Raw genomic sequence first — 22423 nt, 5'->3', positions numbered from 1 at the left:
GCGGTGCCGCGTGCGCGGCCGCTTGCGCTTTGCCCATTCGCCATTCCCGATTCCCCATTCCTGCGCACCGGACGGTGCGCCCATGAACGCCTCCCTGCGCATCCTCGCCTGGCTGCTGGCGCTGGCCCTGGTCGCGCTGCCGATCGTGGCCGTGCTCAACGGCTGGGTCGGCGCCGAGCGCTGGCCGCTGAGCCGGCTGCAGGTCAGCGGCGACTTCAAGCGCGTGTCCGCCGAGCAACTGCGCCAGGTGGTGCTGCCGTATGCGCGCCGCGGCTTCTTCGCGGTGCGCCTGCAGGATGCGCAGGACGCGATCGAGCGCCTGCCGTGGGTGGAGAGTGCGCGGGTGCGCAAGCGCTGGCCGGATGTGCTGGAAGTGCGCGTCGTCGAGCACCGTCCGTTCGCGCGTTGGGGCGAAGACCGCATGCTGTCCGAGCAGGGCCGCATCTTCGCCCTGCCCAACGAACTGCGCGACGTGGCCTTGCCGCACCTGGCTGGTCCGGATGCCAAGGCCGCCGACGTGGTCGCGCTGTACAACGCCTCGCGCGCGCTGTTCGCGCCGGTCGGTTTGCCGGTGCAGGGCGTGGCCCTGGACGCGCGCGGCAGCTGGTCGCTGGCGCTGGGCAACGGCGTGCAGGTGGTGGTCGGCCGCGACGACGCACGCGCCCGCCTGGAGCGCTTCGCCCGGGTGCTGCCGCAACTGCTGCAGCCGGGCCAGCCGCCGCTGGCACGCGCCGACCTGCGCTACACCAACGGATTCACGGTGGCATGGGTGCCCGAGAGCAAAGAGCCGAGCAAGGAGCCGGGCAAGGAGAAGAAGCCCGCGGCGCCGGCCCAGCCCACGCGCCATGCGGCACTGGCCGACCCTCCGCCCCGTCGCGAGAGCCCGCTCTTCTCCCTTCCCCATTCCCGATTCTCTATTCCCGGCTCCAAGACATGAACCGCAAAGGCGACAAATCCCTCATCGTTGGACTGGACATCGGCACCTCCAAGGTCGTCGCGCTGGTCGGCGAATACTCGCCCGGCAATCCGATCGAGGTGATCGGCATCGGTTCGCATGAGTCGCGCGGCCTCAAGCGCGGCGTGGTGGTGGACATCGAATCCACCGTGCAGTCGATCCAGCGCGCGATCGAGGAAGCCGAGCTGATGGCCGGCTGCGAGATCCGCTCGGTGTACGCCTCGATCTCCGGCAACCACGTGCAGTGCAAGAACTCGCCGGGCATCGTCCCGATCCGCGACGGCGAGGTGACCTGGAACGACCTGGACCGCGTGCTGGAAGCGGCCAAGGCGGTGGCGATCCCGGCCGACCAGCGCATCCTCCACGCGATCCCGCGCGAGTACGTGCTGGACGATTCGCAGGAAGGCATTCGCAACCCGGTCGGCATGACCGGCGTGCGCCTGGAGGTGCACGCGCACCTGGTGGTGTGCGCGCAGTCGGCCGCGGCCAACATCAGCAAGTGCGTGCAGCGCTGCGGCCTGCAGGTGGACGACCTGATCCTGTCCTCGCTGGCGTCCTCGGTGGCGGTGCTGACCGCCGACGAGCGCGAGCTGGGCGTGGTGCTGGTGGACATGGGCGCCGGTACCACCGACCTGGCGGTGTTCGTGCAGGGCGCGATCTGCCACACCGCCTCGCTGCCGATCGCCGGCGACCACGTCACCAACGACATCGCGCACATGCTGCGCACGCCGACCCCGGAAGCCGAGCAGATCAAGGTGCGCTACGCCTGCGCGCTGGCGCAGCTGGCCACCGCGGAAGAAAGCATCCAGGTGCCCAGCGTCGGCGACCGCCCGCCGCGGCGCATGCCGCGCCATTCGCTGGCGCAGGCGGTGCAGGGCCGCTACGAGGAAATCTTCGAGATGGTGCAGGCCGAACTGCGCCGTTCCGGCTTCGAGGAACTGGTGCGCGCCGGCATGGTGCTCACCGGCGGCGCTTCGAAGATGGAAGGCGTGGTCGAACTGGCCGAGGAAATGGTGCAGATGCCGGTGCGCGTGGGCATTCCCCAGCACGTCACCGGCCTGGGCGAAGTCGTCGGCAACCCGGTGCACGCGACTGGCGTGGGCCTGCTGCTGATGGGCAGCCAGATCGAACACCCGCGCCGCCCGTCGCTGCCGACCGGCCGCGCCGGCAGCTTGTTCAAGAAGTTGAAGAACTGGTATCGCGGCGAGTTTTGAGAGCCGGGAATGGTGAATCGGGAATTGGGAATGGGTAAGAGCAAAAGCAAAGGCAGTGCTGTGGTGAGATCGGTGGAGAGCGGTGAGAGAAGGTAGGTAGGCGTGGTTTTTTTGCAATTCCGCTGAGGAAAAGGTCCCGGGCTGGAGACGCGCTGTTGCGATTCCCCACTCCCGATTCCCCATTCCCAGCTTCCAAACAACAACACTCGCTGAAATGCGGGTGTCGGGCAGGCGGACGGAGCGATCCGATTCCTCATTCCCGATTCCCCATTCACAGCTCAAAGAGGAAACGGACATGGCGCATTTCGAACTGATTGAAAAGATGGCACCCAATGCAGTGATCAAGGTCGTTGGCGTGGGCGGCGGCGGCGGCAACGCGGTCGCGCACATGGTCAGCAGCAGCGTGGACGGCGTGGAATTCATCACCGCCAACACCGACTCGCAGGCGATCAAGAACTGCGGCGCCAAGCTGCAGCTGCAGCTCGGCACCAACGTCACCAAGGGCCTGGGCGCGGGCGCGAACCCGGAAGTCGGCCGCCAGGCCGCGCTGGAAGACCGCGAGCGCATCATGGACGCGCTGCAGGGTGCGGACATGGTGTTCATCACCGCCGGCATGGGCGGCGGCACCGGCACCGGCGCCGCGCCGGTGGTGGCGCAGCTGGCCAAGGAAATGGGCATCCTGACCGTGGCCGTGGTCACCAAGCCGTTCCCGTTCGAAGGCCGCCGCCGCATGCAGGTGGCGCTGAAGGGCATCGAGGAACTGAGCCAGCACTGCGACTCGCTGATCACCATTCCGAATGAAAAGCTGATCACCGTGCTCGGCCGCAACGCCACCATGATCCAGGCGTTCCGCGCCGCCAACGACGTGCTGCAGGGCGCGGTGCAGGGCATCGCCGACCTGATCGTGCGTCCGGGCCTGATCAACGTCGACTTCGCCGACGTGCGCACCGTGATGTCGGAAATGGGCCTGGCGATGATGGGCACCGGCTCGGCCCGCGGCGACGACCGCGCCCAGGCCGCCGCCGAAGCGGCGATCCAGAATCCGCTGCTGGACGACGTCAACCTGGCCGGCGCCAACGGCATCCTGGTCAACATCACCGCCGGCCCGGACTTCACCATGGCCGAGTTCGACGAGATCGGCCGCACCATCGAGGGCTTCTCCTCCGAGGACGCCACCGTGGTGGTCGGCACCGTGCTGGATCCGGACATGCAGGACGAAGTGCGCGTGACCGTGGTCGCCACCGGCCTGAACCGTGCGGTGTCGCGCCAGTCGCAGCGCCCGGAACAGCGCGCGCCGATCAAGCTGGTGCGCAACGCCACCACCGGCCAGCCGGAGTTCGGCGACTTCGAGCATGGCGGCGACGCCGTGTCCAAGGCGGTCGGCGGTGCGATGGGTCTGGGCCTGCGTCGTCCGAGCGGCGATGGCATGAGCGCGGCGGCGTCCGCACCGGCACCGGCCGCGGCCGATCTGCCGAGCGACTACCTGGATATTCCTGCGTTCCTGCGCCGTCAGGCCGACTGATGCCGTCCCTGGCGCAGCCGTCCGGCTCGCGGATGGGCTCCATGGCCGGGCGCGGGGCCGCTCGCGAAGCGGTGCTTCGCAAGCAAGCGGCCCGCCCTGCGCCGCCAGGCCGACTGAGGTCCGCGTCATCGGCCGGCGTCCACGCCGGCCCGCAATACCGCCGTCCAGGAGCGCCTCCCTGGCCGGCGCGCCGTTTCCCTTGCTGCCGGGTCCTCGCGACCCGGCAGGTTTTTGCGACGGCGACGCCGGTACGGGCCAGCGTTGCACCCATGGGATGCTGTGACCGCTTTGTTAAAATTTGGCTAAACGCGTGATATTCTCGTTGTCTGTTCAGTTCCCGTGCGAACAGACGTTCCCAGACTGTCTGCCATGACCCAGCAACGCACCCTCAAGAACACGATCCGCGCCACCGGCGTGGGCCTGCACAGCGGCGACAAGGTCTACATGACCCTGCGCCCCGCACCGGCCGACCACGGCATCGTGTTCCGACGTGTGGACCTGGATCCGGCGGTGGACGTGCCTGCCGATGCCGAGCTGGTCACCGAGACCACGCTGTGCACCGGCCTGAGCCGCGGCCAGGCCAAGATCCAGACGGTGGAGCACCTGATGTCGGCGATGGCCGGCCTCGGCGTGGACAACGCCATCGTCGAACTATCCTCGGCCGAGTTGCCGATCATGGACGGCTCGGCCGGTCCGTTCGTGTTCCTGCTGCAGTCGGCGGGCATCGTCGAGCAGGGCAAGGCCAAGCGCTTCATCCGCATCAAGCGCGAGGTGGAAGTGCGCGACGGCGACAAGATCGCCCGCTTCGTGCCCTATGACGGCGGCTACAAGCTCGGCTTCACCATCCAGTTCGACCACCCGATGATCCCGGCCAAGCAGTCGCGCCAGGAAATCGAGTTCTCGACGATGGCCTACATCAAGGAAATCTCCCGCGCGCGCACCTTCGGCTTCATGCGCGACCTGGAGTACATGCGCGAGCGCAATCTCGGCCTGGGCGGTTCGATGGACAACGCCATCGTGCTCGACGAGTTCCGCGTGCTCAACGACGACGGCCTGCGCTACGCCGACGAGTTCGTGCGCCACAAGATCCTCGATGCGATCGGCGACTTGTACCTGGCAGGCGGCCCCATCCTGGGCGCCTACGAGGGCTACAAGTCCGGTCATGCGCTGAACAACAAGCTGGTGCGCGCCCTGCTCGCCGAACAGGCGGCGTGGGAGTGGGTCAGCTTCGAATCCGCCGCGCAGCAGGCGCCGGTGGCCTACGGGGCCGCGGCTTACGCCTGAACCCGTTAAGTCCGGCCAACGGCCGGGTGGGTATCACGGAATCGGCAATCGGCCGGTTCTTCTTCTCCCCTTAACGCCGATTTAACGAATCGGTAACGACCTGACGCCTGGCGCCCGCTAGGATGCGTCGGTCGCGGCGTGTCTGTCTACGTACGTCGACGGCCACGGTCGGAGCCCGTGGTCGCATCGGGCGTCGTGGAGACGACGTCCTGCAGGGAAGCCAGGGCCTCGCGCAAGCCCTTGTGCGTGGCCGCAGAAACCGGAGCTGGCGTGCTTCTTGCCTGCTGCATTGGGGAATGCGCGGGTGCAGTCGCAGTCTTGACGGTCACTTTGGTGGCTTTCAGCCCGAGGGAACGGGCCGCAGCAAGGATGTCGGCCTCGGCCAGCCTGACCCGGGCGTGCCAGACCGGAGACTCAACGAGAAAAACGAGCTGCTCGCCGTTCACATTGGCCAACCGGCAACGGGAGGCCAGGTTCGGCGGCAGATGGGGGCGTAACTGCCGGTCCAGCGCGTCGAGCCACAAGGCACGGCGCAACGGGTCGCCCGCCTTGTCCGCCAGTGCGGCGTCCAGTGCCGGCTGCGGCGTGGCGGTATGGCCTTCGCCGGACTTTCGCTTAGACATGAAAACTCATATGACGTTCAAGAAGATCGTAATCCGTTCCAGTGAAAAGGGGGTCAAGACGTTGCCGTGGCGATTGCGCGAATTCGCCGATCGCCGTCCCCTCGCCGCGCTCGGTACCGTGCTCGGCCTCGGCATGGTACTCGGCATCGGCGTCAGCGCTGCGGCCGGGTGGGGTGGTTCGGCGCAACTGCGCGCCAAGCTCGAGCGGCAGGACCAGGAGCTGGCGCAGGTGCGCCGCGACGCGCAGACCCAGGTCAACGCCCTGGCCGCGCGCCTGGGCGAACTGCAGGCGCAGGCGACCCGGCTCAATGCGCTCGGCGAGCGCCTGACCCGCATGGGCAAGCTGCAGGACGGCGAGTTCGACTTCGACCAGCCGGTCGGCGTCGGTGGCGGCGACGACGAGCCCAGCCACGACATGCCGGCGCAGCAGCTCGGCAAGGAACTGGACGGGCTGCAGCAGCAGTTCGCCACCTCCGGCCAGCAGCTGTCGGTGCTGGAATCGCTGCTGTTCGACCATCAGCTGGACCAGAACGCGGTGCCTTCGCGGATGCCGATCCGCAACAGCTACATCACCTCGGCCTTCGGCGGCCGCGCCGATCCGTTCGGCCGCGGCACCGGCAACCACAAGGGCATCGACTTCCACGCCAATGTCGGCGACCCGGTGCTGGCGGTGGCCGACGGCGTGGTCAGCTACTCCGGCGTGCGCGGCGGCTACGGCAATGTGGTCGAGGTCGACCACGGCAATGGCTATGTCACCCGCTACGCGCACAATTCGCGGCTGTCGGTGAAGGTCGGCGACCTGGTGCGGGTCGGCCAGGAAGTGGCCAAGGCCGGCTCCACCGGCCGTTCCACCGGTGCCCACGTGCATTTCGAGGTGTGGAAGGACGGGGTGGTGGTGAACCCGGCCAAGTTCCTCGGCGATGGCGCCATTCCGGTGGGCCGCCGCGGCCGCGGCTGAGTCCGGCAGGGGCGGTGTGCCGGCATTGAATCGCCGGACCCCGCCCCAAGCTACAATGTGCTTTGCCATCGACAGGGCGCCTCGCGCCCTGTTTCGTTTGCGGCCCGTCGATTCCCTGGGATCGGGCCGCCGAGGCGTTCCTTTCCAACCGGTTCCTTCAATGATCAACAGTCTGCTTACTCGCGTTTTCGGTAGCCGCAACGAGCGCCAACTGCGCCAGCTCCACCGTATCGTCGCCAAGATCAATGCGCTGGAGCCGGAGATGGAGCAGCTCTCCGACGAGCAGCTGCAGGCCAAGACCCCGGAACTGCGCGGGCGCATCGCCGGCGGCGAGACCCTGGACAAGGTGCTGCCGGAAGCGTTCGCGGTGTGCCGCGAGGCCAGCCGCCGCGTGCTGGGCATGCGCCACTACGACGTGCAGTTGATCGGCGGCATGGTCCTGCACCTGGGCAAGATCGCGGAAATGCGCACCGGCGAGGGCAAGACCCTCGTCGCGACGCTGCCGGTGTACCTCAACGCGCTGGAAGCCAAGGGCGTGCACGTGGTCACCGTCAACGACTACCTGGCGCGCCGCGACGCCGCGCAAATGGGCAAGCTGTACAACTGGCTGGGCCTGACCGTGGGCGTGGTGTACCCGGGCATGCCGCACAGCGACAAGCACGCCGCCTACGCCGCCGACATCACCTACGGCACCAACAACGAATTCGGCTTCGACTACCTGCGCGACAACATGGCGCTGTCCAAGGCCGACCGCTTCCAGCGCGGGCTCAACTACGCCATCGTCGACGAGGTCGACTCGATCCTGATCGACGAAGCGCGCACCCCGCTGATCATCTCCGGCCCGGCCGACGAGTCGCCGGAACTGTACATCCGCGTCAACCGCATCGTGCCGCAGCTGGTCAAGCAGGAGTCGGAAGAGGGCGAGGGCGACTTCTGGGTCGACGAGAAAGGCAAGCAGGTGCACCTGTCCGAAGCGGGCATGGAGCACGCCGAAGAACTGCTGCGCGCCGCCGGCATCCTCGCCGACGAGGAAGACCGCCTGTACGGCGCGCAGAACCTGAGCGTGGTCCACCACCTCAATGCGGCGCTGCGCGCCCACGCGATCTACCAGCGCGACGTCGATTACATCGTGCGCGACGGCGAAGTGGTGATCGTCGACGAGTTCACCGGCCGCACCCTGCCGGGTCGCCGCTGGTCCGACGGCCTGCACCAGGCGGTGGAGGCGAAGGAAGGCGTGCCGGTGCAGCGCGAGAATCAGACGCTGGCCAGCATCACCTTCCAGAACCTGTTCCGCATGTACAAGAAGCTGTCCGGCATGACCGGTACGGCCGATACCGAAGCCTACGAATTCCAGAGCATCTACGGCCTGGAAGTGGTGGTGATCCCGACCAACCGCCCGACCATCCGCAAGGACTGGCCGGACCAGGTGTTCCTCAACCGCCAGGGCAAGTTCAATGCGGTGCTGGCCGACATCGAGGACTGCGCCAAGCGCGGCCAGCCGGTGCTGGTCGGCACCACCTCGATCGAGACCTCGGAGATGCTGTCCGAGCACCTGCGCAAGGCGGGCGTGAAGCACGAGGTGCTCAACGCCAAGCAGCACGAGCGCGAAGCGCAGATCGTGGCCAATGCCGGCCAGCCGGGCGCGGTCACCATCGCCACCAACATGGCCGGCCGCGGTACCGACATCGTGCTCGGCGGCTCGCTGGAGGCCGAACTGCACGCGCTGGGCGAGGAGCCGGACGAGGCCACGCGCGCGCGCCTGAAGGCGGCCTGGCAGGAGCGCCACGACGCGGTCAAGGCCGCCGGCGGCCTGCACATCATCGGCACCGAGCGTCACGAGTCGCGGCGTATCGACAACCAGCTGCGCGGCCGCTCCGGCCGCCAGGGCGACCCGGGTTCCTCGCGCTTCTACCTGTCGCTGGAAGACAACCTGATGCGCATCTTCGCCTCGGACTGGGTGCAGAAGGCGATGCGCATGATGGGCATGAAGGAAGACGACGTCATCGAGGACAAGCTGGTCAGCCGGCAGATCGAGAAGGCGCAGCGCAAGGTTGAGGCGCACAACTTCGACATCCGCAAGAACCTGCTCGACTTCGACGACGTCAACAACGACCAGCGCAAGGTGATCTACGCCCAGCGCGACGAGCTGCTGGACGCCGAGTCGGTGAAGGAGAACGTCGACGGCATCCGCGACGACGTGATCTACGACATCGTGTCGCGCTTCGTGCCGCCGAACTCGGTGGACGACCAGTGGGACCTGCCGGGCCTGGAAGCCACGCTCGCCAGCGAGCTGGGCCTGTCGCTGTCGATCAGCGACCTGGTCAAGCGCCAGGAGGAACTGGACGCGGACGGCATCGTCGAGAAGGTGCGCGAGGAAGTGGACCGCCATTTCCGCGAGAAGGAATCGGCCATCGGCGGCGAGACCATGCGCGCGCTGGAGAAGCACGTGATGCTCACCGTGCTCGACCAGAGCTGGAAGGAGCACCTGGCGCGCATGGACTACCTGCGCCAGGGCATCCATCTGCGCGGCTACGCGCAGAAGCAGCCCAAGCAGGAATACAAGAAGGAAGCCTTCGAGCTGTTCTCGGAGATGCTGGAGCACGCCAAGCGCGAAGTGGTGACCCTGCTGGCGCGGGTGCGCATCCGCAGCGAGGAGGAAGTGGCGGCGCTGGAGGCGCAGGAGCGCCAGCAGATGGAGGCGCAACTGCGCCAGGCGCAGTTCCAGCACCAGGATGCCGGCGGCTACGGTGCCGACGAGGAAGCCGAGCAGGTGCAGGGCGGCGGCGCCGCGGCGCCGACCGTGGCGCAGGTGACCCGCGAAGCGCCGAAGGTCGGCCGCAACGATCCGTGCCCCTGCGGCAGCGGCAAGAAGTACAAGCACTGCCACGGCCAGCTGAGCTGAGCGCGCTGCTGCGCGATCGCGCAGCAGCCTCGCGGTTGGCGTCGCAGACTCGGCGCGGCCCTCGCTGAAGGGGCCGTGTCCCGGACGCGCTGCCGGCATTGGCCACGCTTTTGCGAACCGCCCCGCCTCGCGCGGGGCGTTCTGTTTCTGGGAAGGACGCGGGACGATGCGCTCGGCGGCGTGGCGCATCGCGCCTGCGGCGCGTAGGGTGGCCGATCTCGCCATTGCCTCTCGAGGCCTGCCATGCAGCTGTCCGCCAGCCTGGAACTGAATGTGTTCGTGCCGGCGCGCGATGTCGCGCTGTCGGCGCGGTTCTACGCGGCGCTGGGATTTGCGCCCGAGCCGCTCGGCGACGGCCTGCTCTGCTTCCGCCACGGCGACCGTTGCGCGTTCCTGCTGCAGGATTTCTATCACGCAGGCCTGGCGCAGAACCTGGTGCTGCATCTGTGGGTGGAGGACGCCGATGCCTGGTGGCGGCGGCTGCATGCGGCCGATCTGGCCGGCCATTATGGTGCGCGCCTGGGCGATCCCGAGGCCCGGCCCTGGGGCATGCGCGACTTCACCCTGCACGACCCCAGCGGCGTGCTGTGGCGCATCGGTCACGGCCTGGACGCCTGAGCGGCGGTCGGACGCAGAAACGCAGCAGCCTCGCGATGCATGCCGCGGCAGCGCCGTGGGCGGCGCGCCACGCAGCGTGGCATGCGGATCGGGGCGCACGCGTGCCGTGTCCGATGACGGTCTGGCAGGTCCCTGCGTCAGGCGTACTGCCGCGCCGCGCATCGACATTGCGGGCATACCCGCCGATGCGGTCGCCGCGCTCCGACGCCGAGTCGGCACCGATGTAACCCCGGTTGATTGCGTTGGCGCTGCCGGAAACGGCAAGCTTGCGCCATGTCCGAACCGCTCAGATCCATTCATGTCGTTGCCGGCGTCATCACCGATGCGCGCGGCCGTATCCTGCTGACCCGCCGCACCGAGGGCCGCGACCTGGCCGGCCTGTGGGAATTCCCCGGTGGCAAGCGCGAGCCCGGCGAGACCTCGGAGCAGGCGCTGGTGCGCGAGCTGCAGGAGGAACTGGGGATCGAGGCCGTGGTCGGCGACTGGCTGATGGAAGTGCCGCAGCGCTACCCGGACAAGCGCCTGCGCCTGGAAGTGCGCCAGGTGTCGGCGTGGAAGGGCACGCCGCGCGGCCGCGAGGGCCAGGCGCTGACTTGGGTGAGCGCCGACAAGCTGGGCCGCTACGCGATGCCGCCGGCCGACCAGCCGGTGGTGGCGATGCTGCGCCAACCCGCTTGCTACCTGGTGACCCCGGAGCCGACCGAACCGGGCCCGTGGTTGGCGGCGCTGGAGCGCGCGCTGGACGCCGGCGTGCGCCGCGTGCAGTTGCGCGCGCGGCGCACGCCGGCCGAGCAGTGGCTGCCGCTGGCGCGGGCCGCGGCGACGCTGTGCGCGGCGCGTGGCGCACAGGTGCTGGTCAATCGTGACGTGGCGCTGGCGCAGGACCTGGGCGTGGGCGTGCACCTGGGCGCGGAGCAGCTGCCGCAGTGGCAGGCGCGTCCGTTGCCTGCCGGACAGCCCGTGGCGGCGTCCTGCCACAGCCTCGAAGAGTTGCAGGTGGCGCAGCGCATTGGCTGCGATTTCGCGGTGGTCGGGCCGCTGGCCGCCACCGCCAGCCATCCTGGCGCCGCACCGTTGGGTTGGGAGGCGTTCGAGCGCCTGCGCGAGCAGGTTGCCCTGCCGATCTATCCGATCGGCGGCCTGGCGCCGACCCAGGTGGCCGAGGCGCGCCGCCATGGCGGCCAGGGCATCGCCGCGATCCGCGGGCTATGGCCGTTGGCGGCCGATGTGGCGTGAGTCGGGCGGCAGCAACCGCTTCCCGCAGGAGTCGACTGTCATGCAGCCGTGACGCGCGAAGGGGGGCGCTGTCCATGGCGCAATGCGTCGGGACTGACGTCCCTCCCACAGTGATCCTCCGACGAGGCTGGCGCCGCTCCTGCGCGAGGGTGGGGTGGTGCGTATAGGGAGCCGCCGTCGCGAATCCCCAATCCCCAATCCCCAATCCCGGCTCCTCAGAAACTGATCCAGAAGCAGTCGTACTGCCGGCGCAGCCCCAGCACGGTGGACGCCGGGGTGATGCTACCGCTCAGGGTCTGCTGCAGGCGCAGCCCGGTCGCGTGCGCCCGCGGAGGGCCTCCGGTGCCGTCGCTGTCCGGCGTGCCCGGCATCGGCACGGCCACCGTCGCGGCGGGCGTAGTGTTGGCGTTCTCTGCCGAGTCGCCCGGCAACACCGGCACGATCGCGACCAGGGGGCGGCGCACGATCGCGTCCAGCCGGTCGAGCACGCGCTGCGCGCCGGCGTCGGAGACGCCGTTCCACCAGTACAGCGCCGACAGCCGGTTGACGTCGCGGGTTTCCACCGCGGTGCGGATCTGCTGCGCCAATACGCTGAGCCGGCGCACGCACTGCGGCGGCGCCAGGGCGCGGGCGCTGCCATCGACGTTGCCGGGTGCGGCCGGTGGCGGCAGCCGGTCGATCGCGCCGACGTCCTCGCAGCGCCGATCGCTGAACACGGTGGTGCCGTCGGGGCCGCTGCAGCGGTTCACCCGCTGCGCCGCGGCGGGCGTGGCGAACACGCAGAGGCACAGGAGCAGCAGCATCGGCGGAAGAGCGCGCATCGGCGCAGGGTAGCCGCAGCCGGCGTGACCGCGGAGCGAATGGGTGGTGACGCCGGGATTGGTGATTCGGGATTCGGGATTGGCAACAGCGGCACGCGGCCCCGCTTTGGCGAATCCCCAATCCCCAATCCCCAATCCCGAGCGGCAGCGACCGCGCCGCTCAGCCGGCGTCGATGGCGCCGCGCAGGCGCGCCAGGACGCTGGTGGTCGGCTTGGCCAGGTTGAGGGTGTAGAAATGCAGCCCGGGCGCGCCGCCGTCGATCAGGCGTTGGCACAACGTGGCGACCACGTCGGCGCCGAACTCGCGGATGGCCTCGGCATCGTCGCCGTAGGCCTGCATGCGCTTGCCGATCCAGCGCGGGATTTCCGCGCCGCACTGTTCGGAGAAGCGCCGCAGCTGGCTGAAGTTGGAGATCGGCATGATGCCGGGCACGATCGGGATCTGCACGCCGAGCTTGCGCACCGCGTCGACGAAGTGGAAGTAGGCGTCGGCGTTGTAGAAATACTGGGTGATGGCGGCATCGGCGCCGGCGTCGACCTTGGCCTTGAAGTGGCGCAGGTCGCTGAGCGCGTCGTTGGCCTGCGGATGCGTCTCCGGATACGCGCCCACTTCCAGGTGGAAGGCATCGCCGTGCTCGGCGCGGATGAAGGCGATCAGGTCGGCGGCATAGCGCAGGTCGCCGGGGTGGCCCATGCCGGAGGGCAGGTCGCCGCGCAGCGCGACCAGGCGGCGGCAGCCGATCGCGCGGTACAGCTTGAGCAGTTCGCGGATCTCCTCGCGGCTGCCACCCACGCAGGACAGGTGCGGGGCGGCCTCGAAGCGGTGGTGCTGCTTGAGGTGGCGCACGGTCTCGGAGGTGTAGCTGAGGGTCGAGCCGCCGGCGCCGAAGGTGCAGGAGACGTATTCCGGAGCGTAGGCCTTCAGCCGCGCAGCGGTGCGGTCGAGCTGCGCGCGCTGCTCGTCGGTCTTGGGCGGATAGAACTCGAAGCTGATGGCGGTCATGGGCGCAACGCAGCGGGCGGTGCGGTCAGTATATCTCTTCATCCGGATGGATGTGCAAGATTGCGGGTGATTGGGAATGGTCGCGGCCGGCGTCGCGCTGCCGTCGCCGGATAGGGCGTGTCACTAATCCACGAGCATGCCGGGCCACGACGACGCGGCCATGACGCGCGCAATCGCGGCGCTTCGGGTTGGGCATGGCAGGCGCGCGGCCGGCGCCGCGCGGCTTGACCTGACGGCCAGTCAGGCACTGCGCCGTGCAACGCCGCCGCGGGCCTGCCAGACCCAACGCGGCAATACTCGCGAATTGGCGACACGCCCTAGGCCGACGCGCCCGCGCGGGCGCATCGGCCGGATGCGGACGCTCAGCGCTTCCACATCCGCGCCTGCCGCGGCGGCAGGCTGAAGGTGTAGCTGCCGCTGGAGATGCGCACCACGCTGCCGGAGCCCAGGGCATCGGTGTAGTCGACGTTCCAGCGCAGCACGCTGCCGTTCATCGGCACCGCGGCGGTGACGGTGGTGCCGCACTTGTTGATGCCGACGATGCCCAGGTCGCCGCGGCGGAACAGCAGGTAGCAGGCGCCGTGCGCCAGCACCTGCATGTCGCGGCCCTGCGCGGCGTTGTGGAAGCCGACCATGCGCTTGAGGTCGTCGCGCTGGTAGGCGTTGACCCAGCGGTTGTCGCCGCTCTCGTTGTTGTCCGAGTACACCATCGGCACGCCGCCGTCGCGGCCGAGCAGGTAGGCGTAGGCCAGGGTCTCGTCGACCGGGTCCATGATCGCGTAGCGGAACCCGGCGTTGTTGGGGATGTCGTGGGTGATGGCGAAGGTCACCGCGCGCGCGCCCGGCAGTGCCTGGCCGTAGGCGCCCGGATCGACCAGCAGGTCCATGCTGCCGCCGTAGGCGAAGGCATTGCGCACCGAGTTGAACAGCGGGAAGTCGTAGGCCGCGTGCGGGGTGGCCTGCAGATACGGCGCCAGGAACTGGTCGTAGTCGGAGTTGCCGCTGCCGCCACCGGTGATCACTTCGCCGAACACCAGCACGCCGGAGCGGACCTGTGCATCGAGCACCTTGTTCAGATGGTCGAAGGTCATGTGCTTGGCCGCGTCGATGCGGAAACCGGTGACGCCCAGCGCCTTCAAGGCCAGCAGGTAGTTGCGCTGCTGCTGCACCACCCAGTCGTTGCCGACCAGATCCGGCAGGCCGGGATCGCTGCCGCCGCCGCAGATGCGGTAGGTGCGCACCTGGTAGGGATCGTTGTAGTTGGTGATGCACTGCGCCGGGCCGAAATCGCTGGCGCTGAGGAAATTCTGCGAGAGGTCGCCGAACAGCCGCAGCGCAGCATAGCGCTGCGGATTGGCGGCGTACTGGCCGAGCACCGCGCTGCCCGGGTAGTTCAGGTCCGAGCGCGTGGCCGCTTCGTTGGCCATGTGGTTGAGCACCACGTCGGCATAGGTCTCCACGCCCACTGCCTTCAGCGCCTGCACCATGCTGGCGAAGGCATCGGTGTCGCCGAGCGGGTTGTCGATCAGGCGCATGTCCTGCGGCTGGTAGCGCGCCCACCAGGCGTCGCCCTGCGAGCGGTAGGCCGGCGCCACCAGCACTTTGCGGTAGCCGGCGGCGGCGATCTGCGCGGCGCGCGCTTCCACGGTGGCATAGGGCCAGTTGAACGCATGCAGGATGACGTCGGCTTGGGCGCTGGCGGTGGCCAGGAACAGCAGCAGGCCGACCAGCAGGCTGCGCCAGCGGTGCAGGCGTAGCAGACGATTTGCAGCGGATGGAACGCGCATCGTTCGATCTCCTCGGTGCGTGGGCGCAGGCAAGGCGCCTGCAGGACAGGGCGTGACGTCGCCGCGGGGCAGGCGTGCGGCGGGAGGATGCTAAGCGCGCATCGCGGCGCAACATGCGTGCGCTACATACGTATTCATGGCGACAGCGCAAGAAAGCGGGATCGGCATCCGCTTCCGCGTGGGAGCACCGTGCGCGCTGCATTCTTGGCACATGTCGCATCGCGGCCCATGTGCTTTGCTACAGTCGCCGCCCTCACCTGTCGACGCGGAGCCGCACCATGACCAGCGCAGCCTTCTATCCGATCGGAACCCCCGGCGTGCCCTGGGGCGCCGCCGAGAAGGCGGCCTGGCTGGCCGGGCAGCCGCGCCGGCGTAGCTACCAGGACGAAGTGGTCGCTGCCATCGAAGACCTGCGCGGGCACTGGGACGTGGTCGAGTACGGGCAGTTGGCGTACGCGCAGGAGCGCTATCCGTTGCTGGCGCTGCGCAGCCGCGGTTGGGACGACGCGCTGCCGTGCATGCTGGTCACCGGTGGCGTGCATGGCTACGAGACCAGCGGCGTGCACGGCGCGCTGCAGTTCGCGCAGCAGCACGCGCAGGACTACGCCGGCCGCGCCAACGTGCTGCTGGCGCCGTGCGTGAGCCCCTGGGCGTACGAGCGCATCCACCGCTGGAACGCCGATGCGATCGATCCCAACCGTTCGTTCCGCGCCGACAGCCCGGCGCAGGAATCGGCGGCGCTGCTGCGTCTGGTCGCGCCGTTGCGCGATCGGGTGCGCATGCACATCGACCTGCACGAGACCACCGACAGCGACGAGTCCGAGTTCCGCCCGGCGCTGGCCGCGCGCGATGGCATCGCATACGAACCGGGCGGCATTCCCGACGGCTTCTACCTGGTCGGCGACAGCGAGAATCCGCAGCCGGCCTTCCAGCAGGCGGTGCTGGCCGCGGTGGCGCAGGTCACCCACATCGCGCCGGCCGACGCCGCCGGCACATTGATCGGCACGCCGCTGGCGGCGCCGGGGGTCATCAACTACCCGGTGAAGCGGCTGGGCCTGTGCGCGGGCATCACCGACGCGCGCTACACCACCACCACCGAGGTGTACCCGGACAGCGCCAGCGCCACGCCGCAGCAGTGCAATGCCGCGCAGGTGGCGGCGGTGCGCGCGGCGATCGACTACGCCCTGGCGCATCCGTAGGCGCAAGCCGGCTGCACGCTCCGTAGAAGCGGCTTCAGCCGCGACCGGCGTTCCCGGGAAGGCCTGGTCGCGGCTGAAGCCGCTTCTACGGGGGCGCTCGATGCCGAGGGTTGCCGGCGCGGTGACGGTGGCAGTGGTGGGCATGGTCCCGGCCGCGCGCTACGCTTGTCCGCCCTCGTTCGCCATGCACGCCATGTCCATCGTCCTCACGCCGTTCGCCCGCACCCGCCTATTTCCGCGCGACGGCCGCCGCAACGCGATCCAGGACTGCACGCCGGAGCAGTTCGAGCAGCATCTCAACACGCACGCGCCGCTGCAGGTGCTGGACGGCTACGCGCCGTTCTGCAAGTTGCACGTGCATCGCAACTGGACCTCGACGCGCTGCCTGACCGTGCCGATCACCGACGCCAACCGGCGCCTGCTGCGCTCCGGCTACGAGGCACGCAGCCGCGAGGAACTGCCGGTGCTGGTGCGCTGGTTCGAAGGCGTCGAGCCGCCGGTGGCCGCCTATCTGCTGCCGATCCTCTACAGCCGCGAGCAACTCGCGCACGAGGGGGCGCCGATCGAGGCCGACTGGGGCGTGGTTGGTTGCCTGTACACCGCTGAGCCGCAGGAGATTCCGATGGCGCCGATCACCATGCTGCGCAATGCGCTGGGCGTGGAGGAGGGCGGCTCCGGCGTGGCGCTGGATCGCGACGCCTACCGGCGCAGCGTGGCGTTCTGGGAGCACAACGCCAACTGGCGGCCGTAAGCGCTATGCGCGCGCCATCTGCGCGCAGCGAGCAGGTTGCACGCATGCATCGATGAGTGCGCGACGATGATGCTTGCGCCGGTCACAGCGCAGGTGTGATCGCCGCTTGCCTGCGGCGGCTCCATGCGCTGTTACGTCTGTGGTCCTGCGTCTTGTACCTTGCCGAAGCCGGCAACGCCGTGCTGCATCAGTGTGCATGCCTGTTCACTGGCGCACGCGCGCAAGAGTAAACAGCGCGCTATTGACCACTTTCACGGCGGAGCCATGTCCGTTCATCCGGCCAGCACGGGATGGCCATCAAGTTTGCGCACGGCAGGACGATAGCGAGAGGGTGGGCCATACGCAGCAGTGCTGGGAAGCGATTTCCGGCGACGCGTCGTGGCCGGTGGGGAAGGCGTCCCGGGCAGCAGGTCATCGGCAACGGACACGCGCGCTCGCGCCGTGCGCCGCGGTGGGTTGTGCTGCGCGGCGCGTTCTCCGCGACCGCATTCCCTCCCCCTGCCAAGGAAGCCGTCATGTCCACTCCGTCGCCGCATCGCCGTCGCGGCAGCGTCGCCAAACGCCTGATGCTGGGTACCGGCCTGCTCGCGCTGGCCTGCTTCGGCCTGACCGCGATGATCATCTACTGGCGCAGCAGCGATGCGTTGCTGTCGACCTCGCGCACCAGCATCGAGAACCTGGCGCAACTGGAAGCGCAGCGCGTCTCGCGCGAGATCGGCGTGGCCTTCGATGCCAGCGAGGCGCTGGCCAACAGCTTCCGTGTGCAGCACGCTGCCGGCGGCCTGTCGCGTGCCACCGCCACCGCGGTGTTGCGCAGCCAACTCGATGCGCATCCGCAGTGGCTGGGCATCAGCACCATGTGGGAGCCGGATGCGTTCGACGGCAACGACAAGGCGTTCGTCGGTGCCGAGGGGCACGACGCCACCGGCCGCTACATGACCTGGTGGTCGCGGCAGAACGGCAAGCTGGTGCGCGAGGCGCTGCGCGATTACGAGAAGCCCGGCGACGGCGACTGGTACCTGCTGGCGCGCAACACGCACAAGCCGGTGGTGATCGAGCCGTACTACTACCCGGTGGCCGGCAAGGACACGCTGATGACCACGCTGGCCACGCCGATCCTGGAGAACGGCCGCTTCCTGGGCGTGGTCACCGTCGACTTCACCCTCGATACGCTGCAGCAGCGCATCGCCGCGTTGCGGCCGATGGGCGAGGGCCACGCCAGCCTGCTGTCGCCGTTGGGCATGGTGATGGCCAGCCGCGATCCGCAGCAGGTCGGCAAGACCCGCAACGATGCCTGGAGCAAGGACATGCTCGCGCGCGTGGCCAAGGGCCAGGTGGTGTTCGACCATCGTCGCGCCGACGGCGAGGATGCGTTGAACGTGTTCGTGCCGCTGAAGATCGGCGCTGCGCCACAGGCGTTCGCGCTAGGCATCTCGGTGCCGTACGCGCTGGTGATGGCCAAGGCGCGTGCGTTGCTGTGGACCATCGCCGCGGTCGGCCTGCTCTCGGCGCTGATGCTGAGCGGCGCGCTGTACCTGCTGCTGCGCCGGCAGGTGCTCGATCCGTTGGCCGAGGCGGTGCGCGTGTCCTCCGCGGTCGCCGCCGGATGCCTGGACAGCCAGGTCCGCCACCGTCGCGACGACGAGCTGGGGCAGTTGCTGGACGCGATGGGCAGCATGCAGACGCAGCTGCAGTCGGTGATGCAGGCGCAGGCGGAGATGGCGCAGCGCCATGACGCGGGCGAGATGAGCTACCGGATGGACGCCGCGCGCTTCCCCGGCGAGTACGGGCGCATGGTCCACGACACCAACGCGCTGGTCGCCGCGCACGTGGACGTGCAGCGGCGCCTGGTCGAGGTGATGTCGCAGTACGCGATCGGCAACATGCAGGTGGACATGGAGGCGCTGCCGGGCGAGAAGGCGGCGATCACCGAGGCGATGCGCACCACCAAGCGCAGCCTGCAGGCGATCAACCAGGCCATCACCGAACTGGCGCAGGCCGCGGCCTCCGGCGATTTCTCCCGGCGCGGCGACGCCGAGCGCTTCCAGTACGACTTCCGCGGCATGGTGGTCGGGCTGAACCGCCTGATGGAACTGACCGAAGGCAACCTCTCGGCCTTGTCGGCGCTGCTGCGTGCCGTGGCCCAGGGCGACCTCACTGCGCGCATGCACGGCGAATTCCATGGCGTGTTCGCGCAGATGCGCGACGACGCCAATGCCACCGTGGAGCAGTTGACCGGCATCGTCGGCCGCATCCAGCAGGCCACCACCGCGATCAACACCGCCGCCGGCGAAATTGCGGCCGGCAACGACGACCTGTCGCGCCGCACCGAGCAACAAGCCGCCAACCTGGAAGAAACCGCGGCCTCGATGGAGGAACTGACCTCCACGGTGAAGCAGAACGCCGAGCATGCGCACCAGGCCAACCGCCTGGCGCAGGACACCGCCGGCGTGGCCTCGCGCGGCGGCACCGTGGTCGAGCAGGTGGTGGAGACCATGTCCGGCATTGCCGCGGCCTCGAAGAAGATGGCCGAGATCATCAGCGTGATCGATGGCATCGCCTTCCAGACCAATATCCTGGCGCTCAATGCGGCGGTGGAGGCGGCGCGCGCCGGCGAGCAGGGCCGCGGCTTCGCGGTGGTGGCGAGCGAGGTGCGCGCGCTGGCGCAGCGGTCGGCGACCGCGGCGCACGAGATCAAGGGCCTGATCGACGCCTCGGTCGGGAAGATCGACGACGGCACCGCGCTGGTCAACGGCGCCGGCGACACCATGCGCGAGGTGGTGGCCAGCGTGCGCCGGGTCACCGACATCATGAGCGAGATCGCCGCCGCGTCGCAGGAACAGAGCGCCGGCATCGAACAGGTGGGCAAGACCATCGTGCAGATGGACGAGGTGACCCAGCAGAACGCCGCGCTGGTCGAGGAAGCCACGGCGGCGGCGCGGGCGATGGAGGATCAGGCCGGGGAACTGCAGCGCGCAGTGGCGCTGTTCAAGCTCGCGGCGCCCACGTCGGGCGGCCAGGCCACACCGGTTCGGGCACGGCTGGAGCGGGTGTCGTGAGGGCGGTGCGCAGCGCTGCGCTGCTGCTGGCGCTGGGCGTCGTCGCGCCGGCCTGGGCCGGGACCGCCAGCGCCAATCTGGCGGCGACCTCGAACTACGTCTCGCGCGGATTCGAGCAGAGCTGGGGCCGGCCGGTGCTGCAGGGCGGGCTGGACCTGGCCGCGGACAGCGGCTGGTACGCCGGGACCTGGGCCTCGGGAGTGAGCCCGTACTTCATCGAAGGCGGGCACGTGGAGTGGGACGTGTACGCCGGCTACGCGGCCAGCCACGGCGACTGGGGCTGGCGCGCCGGCGTGTACCACTACGCTTATCCCGGCGCGCGCATGAGCGCCAGCGGCACCCGCTACGACTACGGCGAGGCGATCGTCGCCGCGCATTGGCGCACGCTCGAGCTGTCCTACGCCAGTACCTGGACGCGCGACTACTTCGGCTACAACAGCGCCACGCTGGGCGTCGGCCAGGGCCGGCACTCGCGCGGCTCCGGCTATCTGGCCTTGGACGCCACGCTGCCGCTGGCCTCGGACTGGCAGGTGAGCGTGCATGCCGGCCACCAGCACGTACGCAACTTTGCCGACTACGGCTGGACCGACGCGCGCGTGGGCCTGAGCCGCACCTGGCGCGGCACCGAGTTCGGCGTGAGCTACGCACGCGCCTGGAACAGCGCCGGCGTCTATCGCCGCTACACCACGGGCGTGGCGGATGGGGATGGCCGGGTACATGTCTCCAACCCGATCGACGGCGCCTGGGCGTTCACCATCAAGCGCAGTTTCACCCTGTAGCGCACGCCACTCCCGTCGCCGGCAGCGGCGTGCGCCGACGCTTCCGAAGCCCTTGGTGCGATCGCCCTCCGCGCCATGCGCTGCGCATGGACGAGGCCGACGCCGGACCACGCCGCCAGGCATTGACGCCGGTCGCTAAAGTAAATAAGAATCGTTTTCTTTTGTTGGGGGCGAGCCACGCGCGTCGAAGCGGCCCCATGCCGCTTCGCTCGGGGGTCGCATGCTTCTCCATCGGGATTCGCTCGGTCAGCTCTACCGTGATCATCAGCCCTGGCTGCAGCGCTGGCTTGCCGGGCGCCTGGGCTGCCGCGACGTCGCCGCCGATCTGGCGCAGGACACCTTCGCGCGCCTGCTCAGCGGACGCGACCTTGCTTGCCTGCACGAGCCGCGCGCCTATCTGACCACGGTCGCCAAGGGCGTGATGGCCAACTGGTGCCGGCGGCAATCCTTGGAACGCGCCTATCTGCAACGGCTGGCGGCGCTGCCGGAGTCAGCGATGCCGTCGGCCGAACAGCAGGCGCTGGTGCGCGAGGCGCTGGAGGCGATCGATGCGATGCTCGACGGCCTGCCCGCGCAGGCGCGCCGGGTGTTCCTGCTGTCGCAGTTCGACGGGCTCGGTTACGCCGAGATCGCCAGCCGGCTGGGGGTGTCGCTCAGCACGGTCAAGCGGCACATGAAGCGCGCCCTGCTCGGTTGCCTGCTGCATGCGCCCTGAGCCGGCGGACGCGGGGCTGGATCCGCGTGTCCTGGAGCAGGCGGTGGAGTGGCTGGTCCGGCTCGGCGACGACGCGGCCGGCGAGGCCGAGCACGCCGCATGCGCGCGCTGGCGTGCGCAGCACCCTGATCACGCGCGTGCCTGGGCGCGCGTGGAGCGCCTGCATGACCTGATCGCAGCGGTGCCGGCGGCGCTGGCGCGGCCGGTGCTGGACCGCCCATCGCGTGGCGGGCGCCGCGCGGCGATCAAGTCGGTGGGCGCGTTGCTGCTGCTGGCGCCCGGCGCGTGGCTGGGCTGGCAGTGGCTGGGTCGGTCGCCGGCCGGCGCGACGCTGCAGACGGCGGTCGGCGAACGCCGGCGGCTGCGCCTGGACGATGCGAGCCTGCTCGAGCTGGACACGGACACCGCGCTGCAGGTGGCCTTCGGCGCGCAGCAGCGCCTGCTGCGCCTGCGTCATGGAAGGATCCTGGTGACGACCGCGGCCGACCCGCAGCGCCCCGCCCGCGCATTCCGGGTGACCACCGCCGATGGCGCGCTGCAGGCGCTGGGCACGCGCTTCGAGGTGCGCGCCGATGCCGGCGGCACGCGCGTGGCGGTGCTGGAGGGCGCGGTGCTGGCGCAGCCGGGCGCGGCGGCGCGTCCTTGCCGGGTGCCGGCCGGGCAGGCGCTGCGTTTCGATCGCCGCCACTGCGGCGCGCTGCGGGCCATCGCGCCGGGAGCCGCCGCCTGGACGCGCGGCATGCTGGTCGCCGATGCGTGGCCGCTGGCGGAGCTGTTGCGCGAACTGGGCCGCTACCGCCGCGGCGTGCTGCGCTGCGATCCGGCGATCGCCGGGCTGCGGGTGTCCGGCGCGTTCCCGGTGGACGATCCCGAGCGCAGCCTGGCGCTGCTGGAAGCGACCTATCCGGTGCGCGTGCGGCGGCAGGCGGATGGCTGGTGGACCACGCTGGCGCCGCGCGAGCGCGTGCCTACGCAACCGCGCTGACACTTTTTCGCG

The 22423-nt window shown here is 69.5% G+C and carries 18 protein-coding genes; 14 read left to right on the top strand and 4 right to left on the bottom strand.

What is annotated here, in order from left to right; genetic code table 11:
* The first annotated feature begins 82 nt into the window (after window positions 1-82).
* The 4 genes from M3U25_RS13675 to lpxC all read left to right on the top strand — a co-directional run bounded on the left by M3U25_RS13675 (window position 83) and on the right by lpxC (window position 4975).
* Complete coding sequence (locus M3U25_RS13675; RefSeq protein WP_242160673.1) at window positions 83-937, top strand: cell division protein FtsQ/DivIB; 855 nt, start codon at window positions 83-85, stop codon at window positions 935-937.
* Window positions 934-2169, top strand: a complete 1236-nt coding sequence (gene ftsA, locus M3U25_RS13670; protein WP_010340121.1) for a cell division protein FtsA — start codon at window positions 934-936, stop codon at window positions 2167-2169. The genes M3U25_RS13675 and ftsA overlap by 4 nt, the downstream gene beginning before the upstream one ends.
* 295 nt (window positions 2170-2464) lie before the next feature.
* Window positions 2465-3691: a cell division protein FtsZ gene (ftsZ, locus tag M3U25_RS13665; RefSeq protein WP_010340120.1), complete on the top strand. Its 1227-nt coding sequence runs from the start codon at window positions 2465-2467 to the stop codon at window positions 3689-3691.
* Window positions 3692-4060: 369 nt separating this feature from the next.
* The gene (gene lpxC, locus M3U25_RS13660) at window positions 4061-4975 is read left to right on the top strand and encodes a UDP-3-O-acyl-N-acetylglucosamine deacetylase (protein ID WP_160948098.1); all 915 of its coding nucleotides are present in this window, start codon (window positions 4061-4063) and stop codon (window positions 4973-4975) included.
* A gap of 146 nt (window positions 4976-5121) precedes the next feature.
* Here the strand turns inward: lpxC and M3U25_RS13655 are convergent, their stop codons facing one another.
* Entirely contained in the window at window positions 5122-5598 is a 477-nt protein-coding gene (locus M3U25_RS13655) for a DUF721 domain-containing protein (protein WP_242160674.1), read from the bottom strand.
* Window positions 5599-5608: 10 nt separating this feature from the next.
* Here M3U25_RS13655 and M3U25_RS13650 point away from each other — a divergent pair, with 10 nt between their 5' ends.
* From M3U25_RS13650 to M3U25_RS13635, 4 genes are all read left to right on the top strand, one after another.
* On the top strand, window positions 5609-6556 hold the full coding sequence (locus M3U25_RS13650) for a M23 family metallopeptidase (RefSeq protein WP_160948096.1): 948 nt from the start codon (window positions 5609-5611) through the stop codon (window positions 6554-6556).
* 160 nt (window positions 6557-6716) lie between these two features.
* A complete protein-coding gene (gene secA / locus M3U25_RS13645; RefSeq protein ID WP_355501990.1) occupies window positions 6717-9458 on the top strand; it encodes a preprotein translocase subunit SecA in 2742 nt (913 codons plus the stop codon).
* Between the two features lie 243 nt (window positions 9459-9701).
* A complete protein-coding gene (locus M3U25_RS13640; protein ID WP_355501993.1) occupies window positions 9702-10076 on the top strand; it encodes a glyoxalase in 375 nt (124 codons plus the stop codon).
* 273 nt (window positions 10077-10349) lie between these two features.
* A complete protein-coding gene (locus tag M3U25_RS13635; protein WP_355501996.1) occupies window positions 10350-11312 on the top strand; it encodes a Nudix family hydrolase in 963 nt (320 codons plus the stop codon).
* Between the two features lie 215 nt (window positions 11313-11527).
* Here the strand turns inward: M3U25_RS13635 and M3U25_RS13630 are convergent, their stop codons facing one another.
* The 3 genes from M3U25_RS13630 to M3U25_RS13620 form a co-directional block, all read right to left on the bottom strand.
* Window positions 11528-12133, bottom strand: coding sequence for a DUF4124 domain-containing protein (locus M3U25_RS13630; protein WP_355501999.1), 606 nt, complete (start codon window positions 12131-12133; stop codon window positions 11528-11530).
* Window positions 12134-12293: 160 nt separating this feature from the next.
* Window positions 12294-13136 (bottom strand): methylenetetrahydrofolate reductase [NAD(P)H], encoded by an 843-nt coding sequence (gene metF, locus M3U25_RS13625; RefSeq protein ID WP_242160680.1) that lies wholly within the window; start codon window positions 13134-13136, stop codon window positions 12294-12296.
* Window positions 13137-13498: 362 nt separating this feature from the next.
* The gene (locus M3U25_RS13620) at window positions 13499-14869 is read right to left on the bottom strand and encodes an alpha-amylase family protein (RefSeq protein ID WP_242081846.1); all 1371 of its coding nucleotides are present in this window, start codon (window positions 14867-14869) and stop codon (window positions 13499-13501) included.
* A gap of 332 nt (window positions 14870-15201) precedes the next feature.
* Here M3U25_RS13620 and M3U25_RS13615 point away from each other — a divergent pair, with 332 nt between their 5' ends.
* The 6 genes from M3U25_RS13615 to M3U25_RS13590 all read left to right on the top strand — a co-directional run bounded on the left by M3U25_RS13615 (window position 15202) and on the right by M3U25_RS13590 (window position 22411).
* A complete protein-coding gene (locus M3U25_RS13615; protein WP_242160681.1) occupies window positions 15202-16122 on the top strand; it encodes a M14 family metallocarboxypeptidase in 921 nt (306 codons plus the stop codon).
* A 193-nt stretch (window positions 16123-16315) separates the two neighbouring features.
* A complete protein-coding gene (locus tag M3U25_RS13610; RefSeq protein WP_160948087.1) occupies window positions 16316-16873 on the top strand; it encodes a DUF3228 family protein in 558 nt (185 codons plus the stop codon).
* A gap of 515 nt (window positions 16874-17388) precedes the next feature.
* Window positions 17389-19932, top strand: a complete 2544-nt coding sequence (locus tag M3U25_RS13605; protein WP_355502004.1) for a methyl-accepting chemotaxis protein — start codon at window positions 17389-17391, stop codon at window positions 19930-19932.
* Window positions 19929-20711: a TorF family putative porin gene (locus M3U25_RS13600; protein WP_355502007.1), complete on the top strand. Its 783-nt coding sequence runs from the start codon at window positions 19929-19931 to the stop codon at window positions 20709-20711. The genes M3U25_RS13605 and M3U25_RS13600 overlap by 4 nt, the downstream gene beginning before the upstream one ends.
* Window positions 20712-20931: 220 nt before the next feature.
* Window positions 20932-21426: a sigma-70 family RNA polymerase sigma factor gene (locus M3U25_RS13595; RefSeq protein WP_355502010.1), complete on the top strand. Its 495-nt coding sequence runs from the start codon at window positions 20932-20934 to the stop codon at window positions 21424-21426.
* Entirely contained in the window at window positions 21416-22411 is a 996-nt protein-coding gene (locus tag M3U25_RS13590) for a FecR domain-containing protein (RefSeq protein ID WP_355502013.1), read from the top strand. The genes M3U25_RS13595 and M3U25_RS13590 overlap by 11 nt, the downstream gene beginning before the upstream one ends.
* Window positions 22412-22423 lie beyond the last annotated feature (12 nt).

It is taken from the genome of Xanthomonas sp. PPL134 (assembly GCF_040595915.1).
Taxonomy (GTDB): domain Bacteria; phylum Pseudomonadota; class Gammaproteobacteria; order Xanthomonadales; family Xanthomonadaceae; genus Xanthomonas_A; species Xanthomonas_A indica.
The sequence above is the reverse complement of the archived record's forward strand: the minus strand, read 5'-3'. Positions and strand labels throughout refer to the sequence as shown.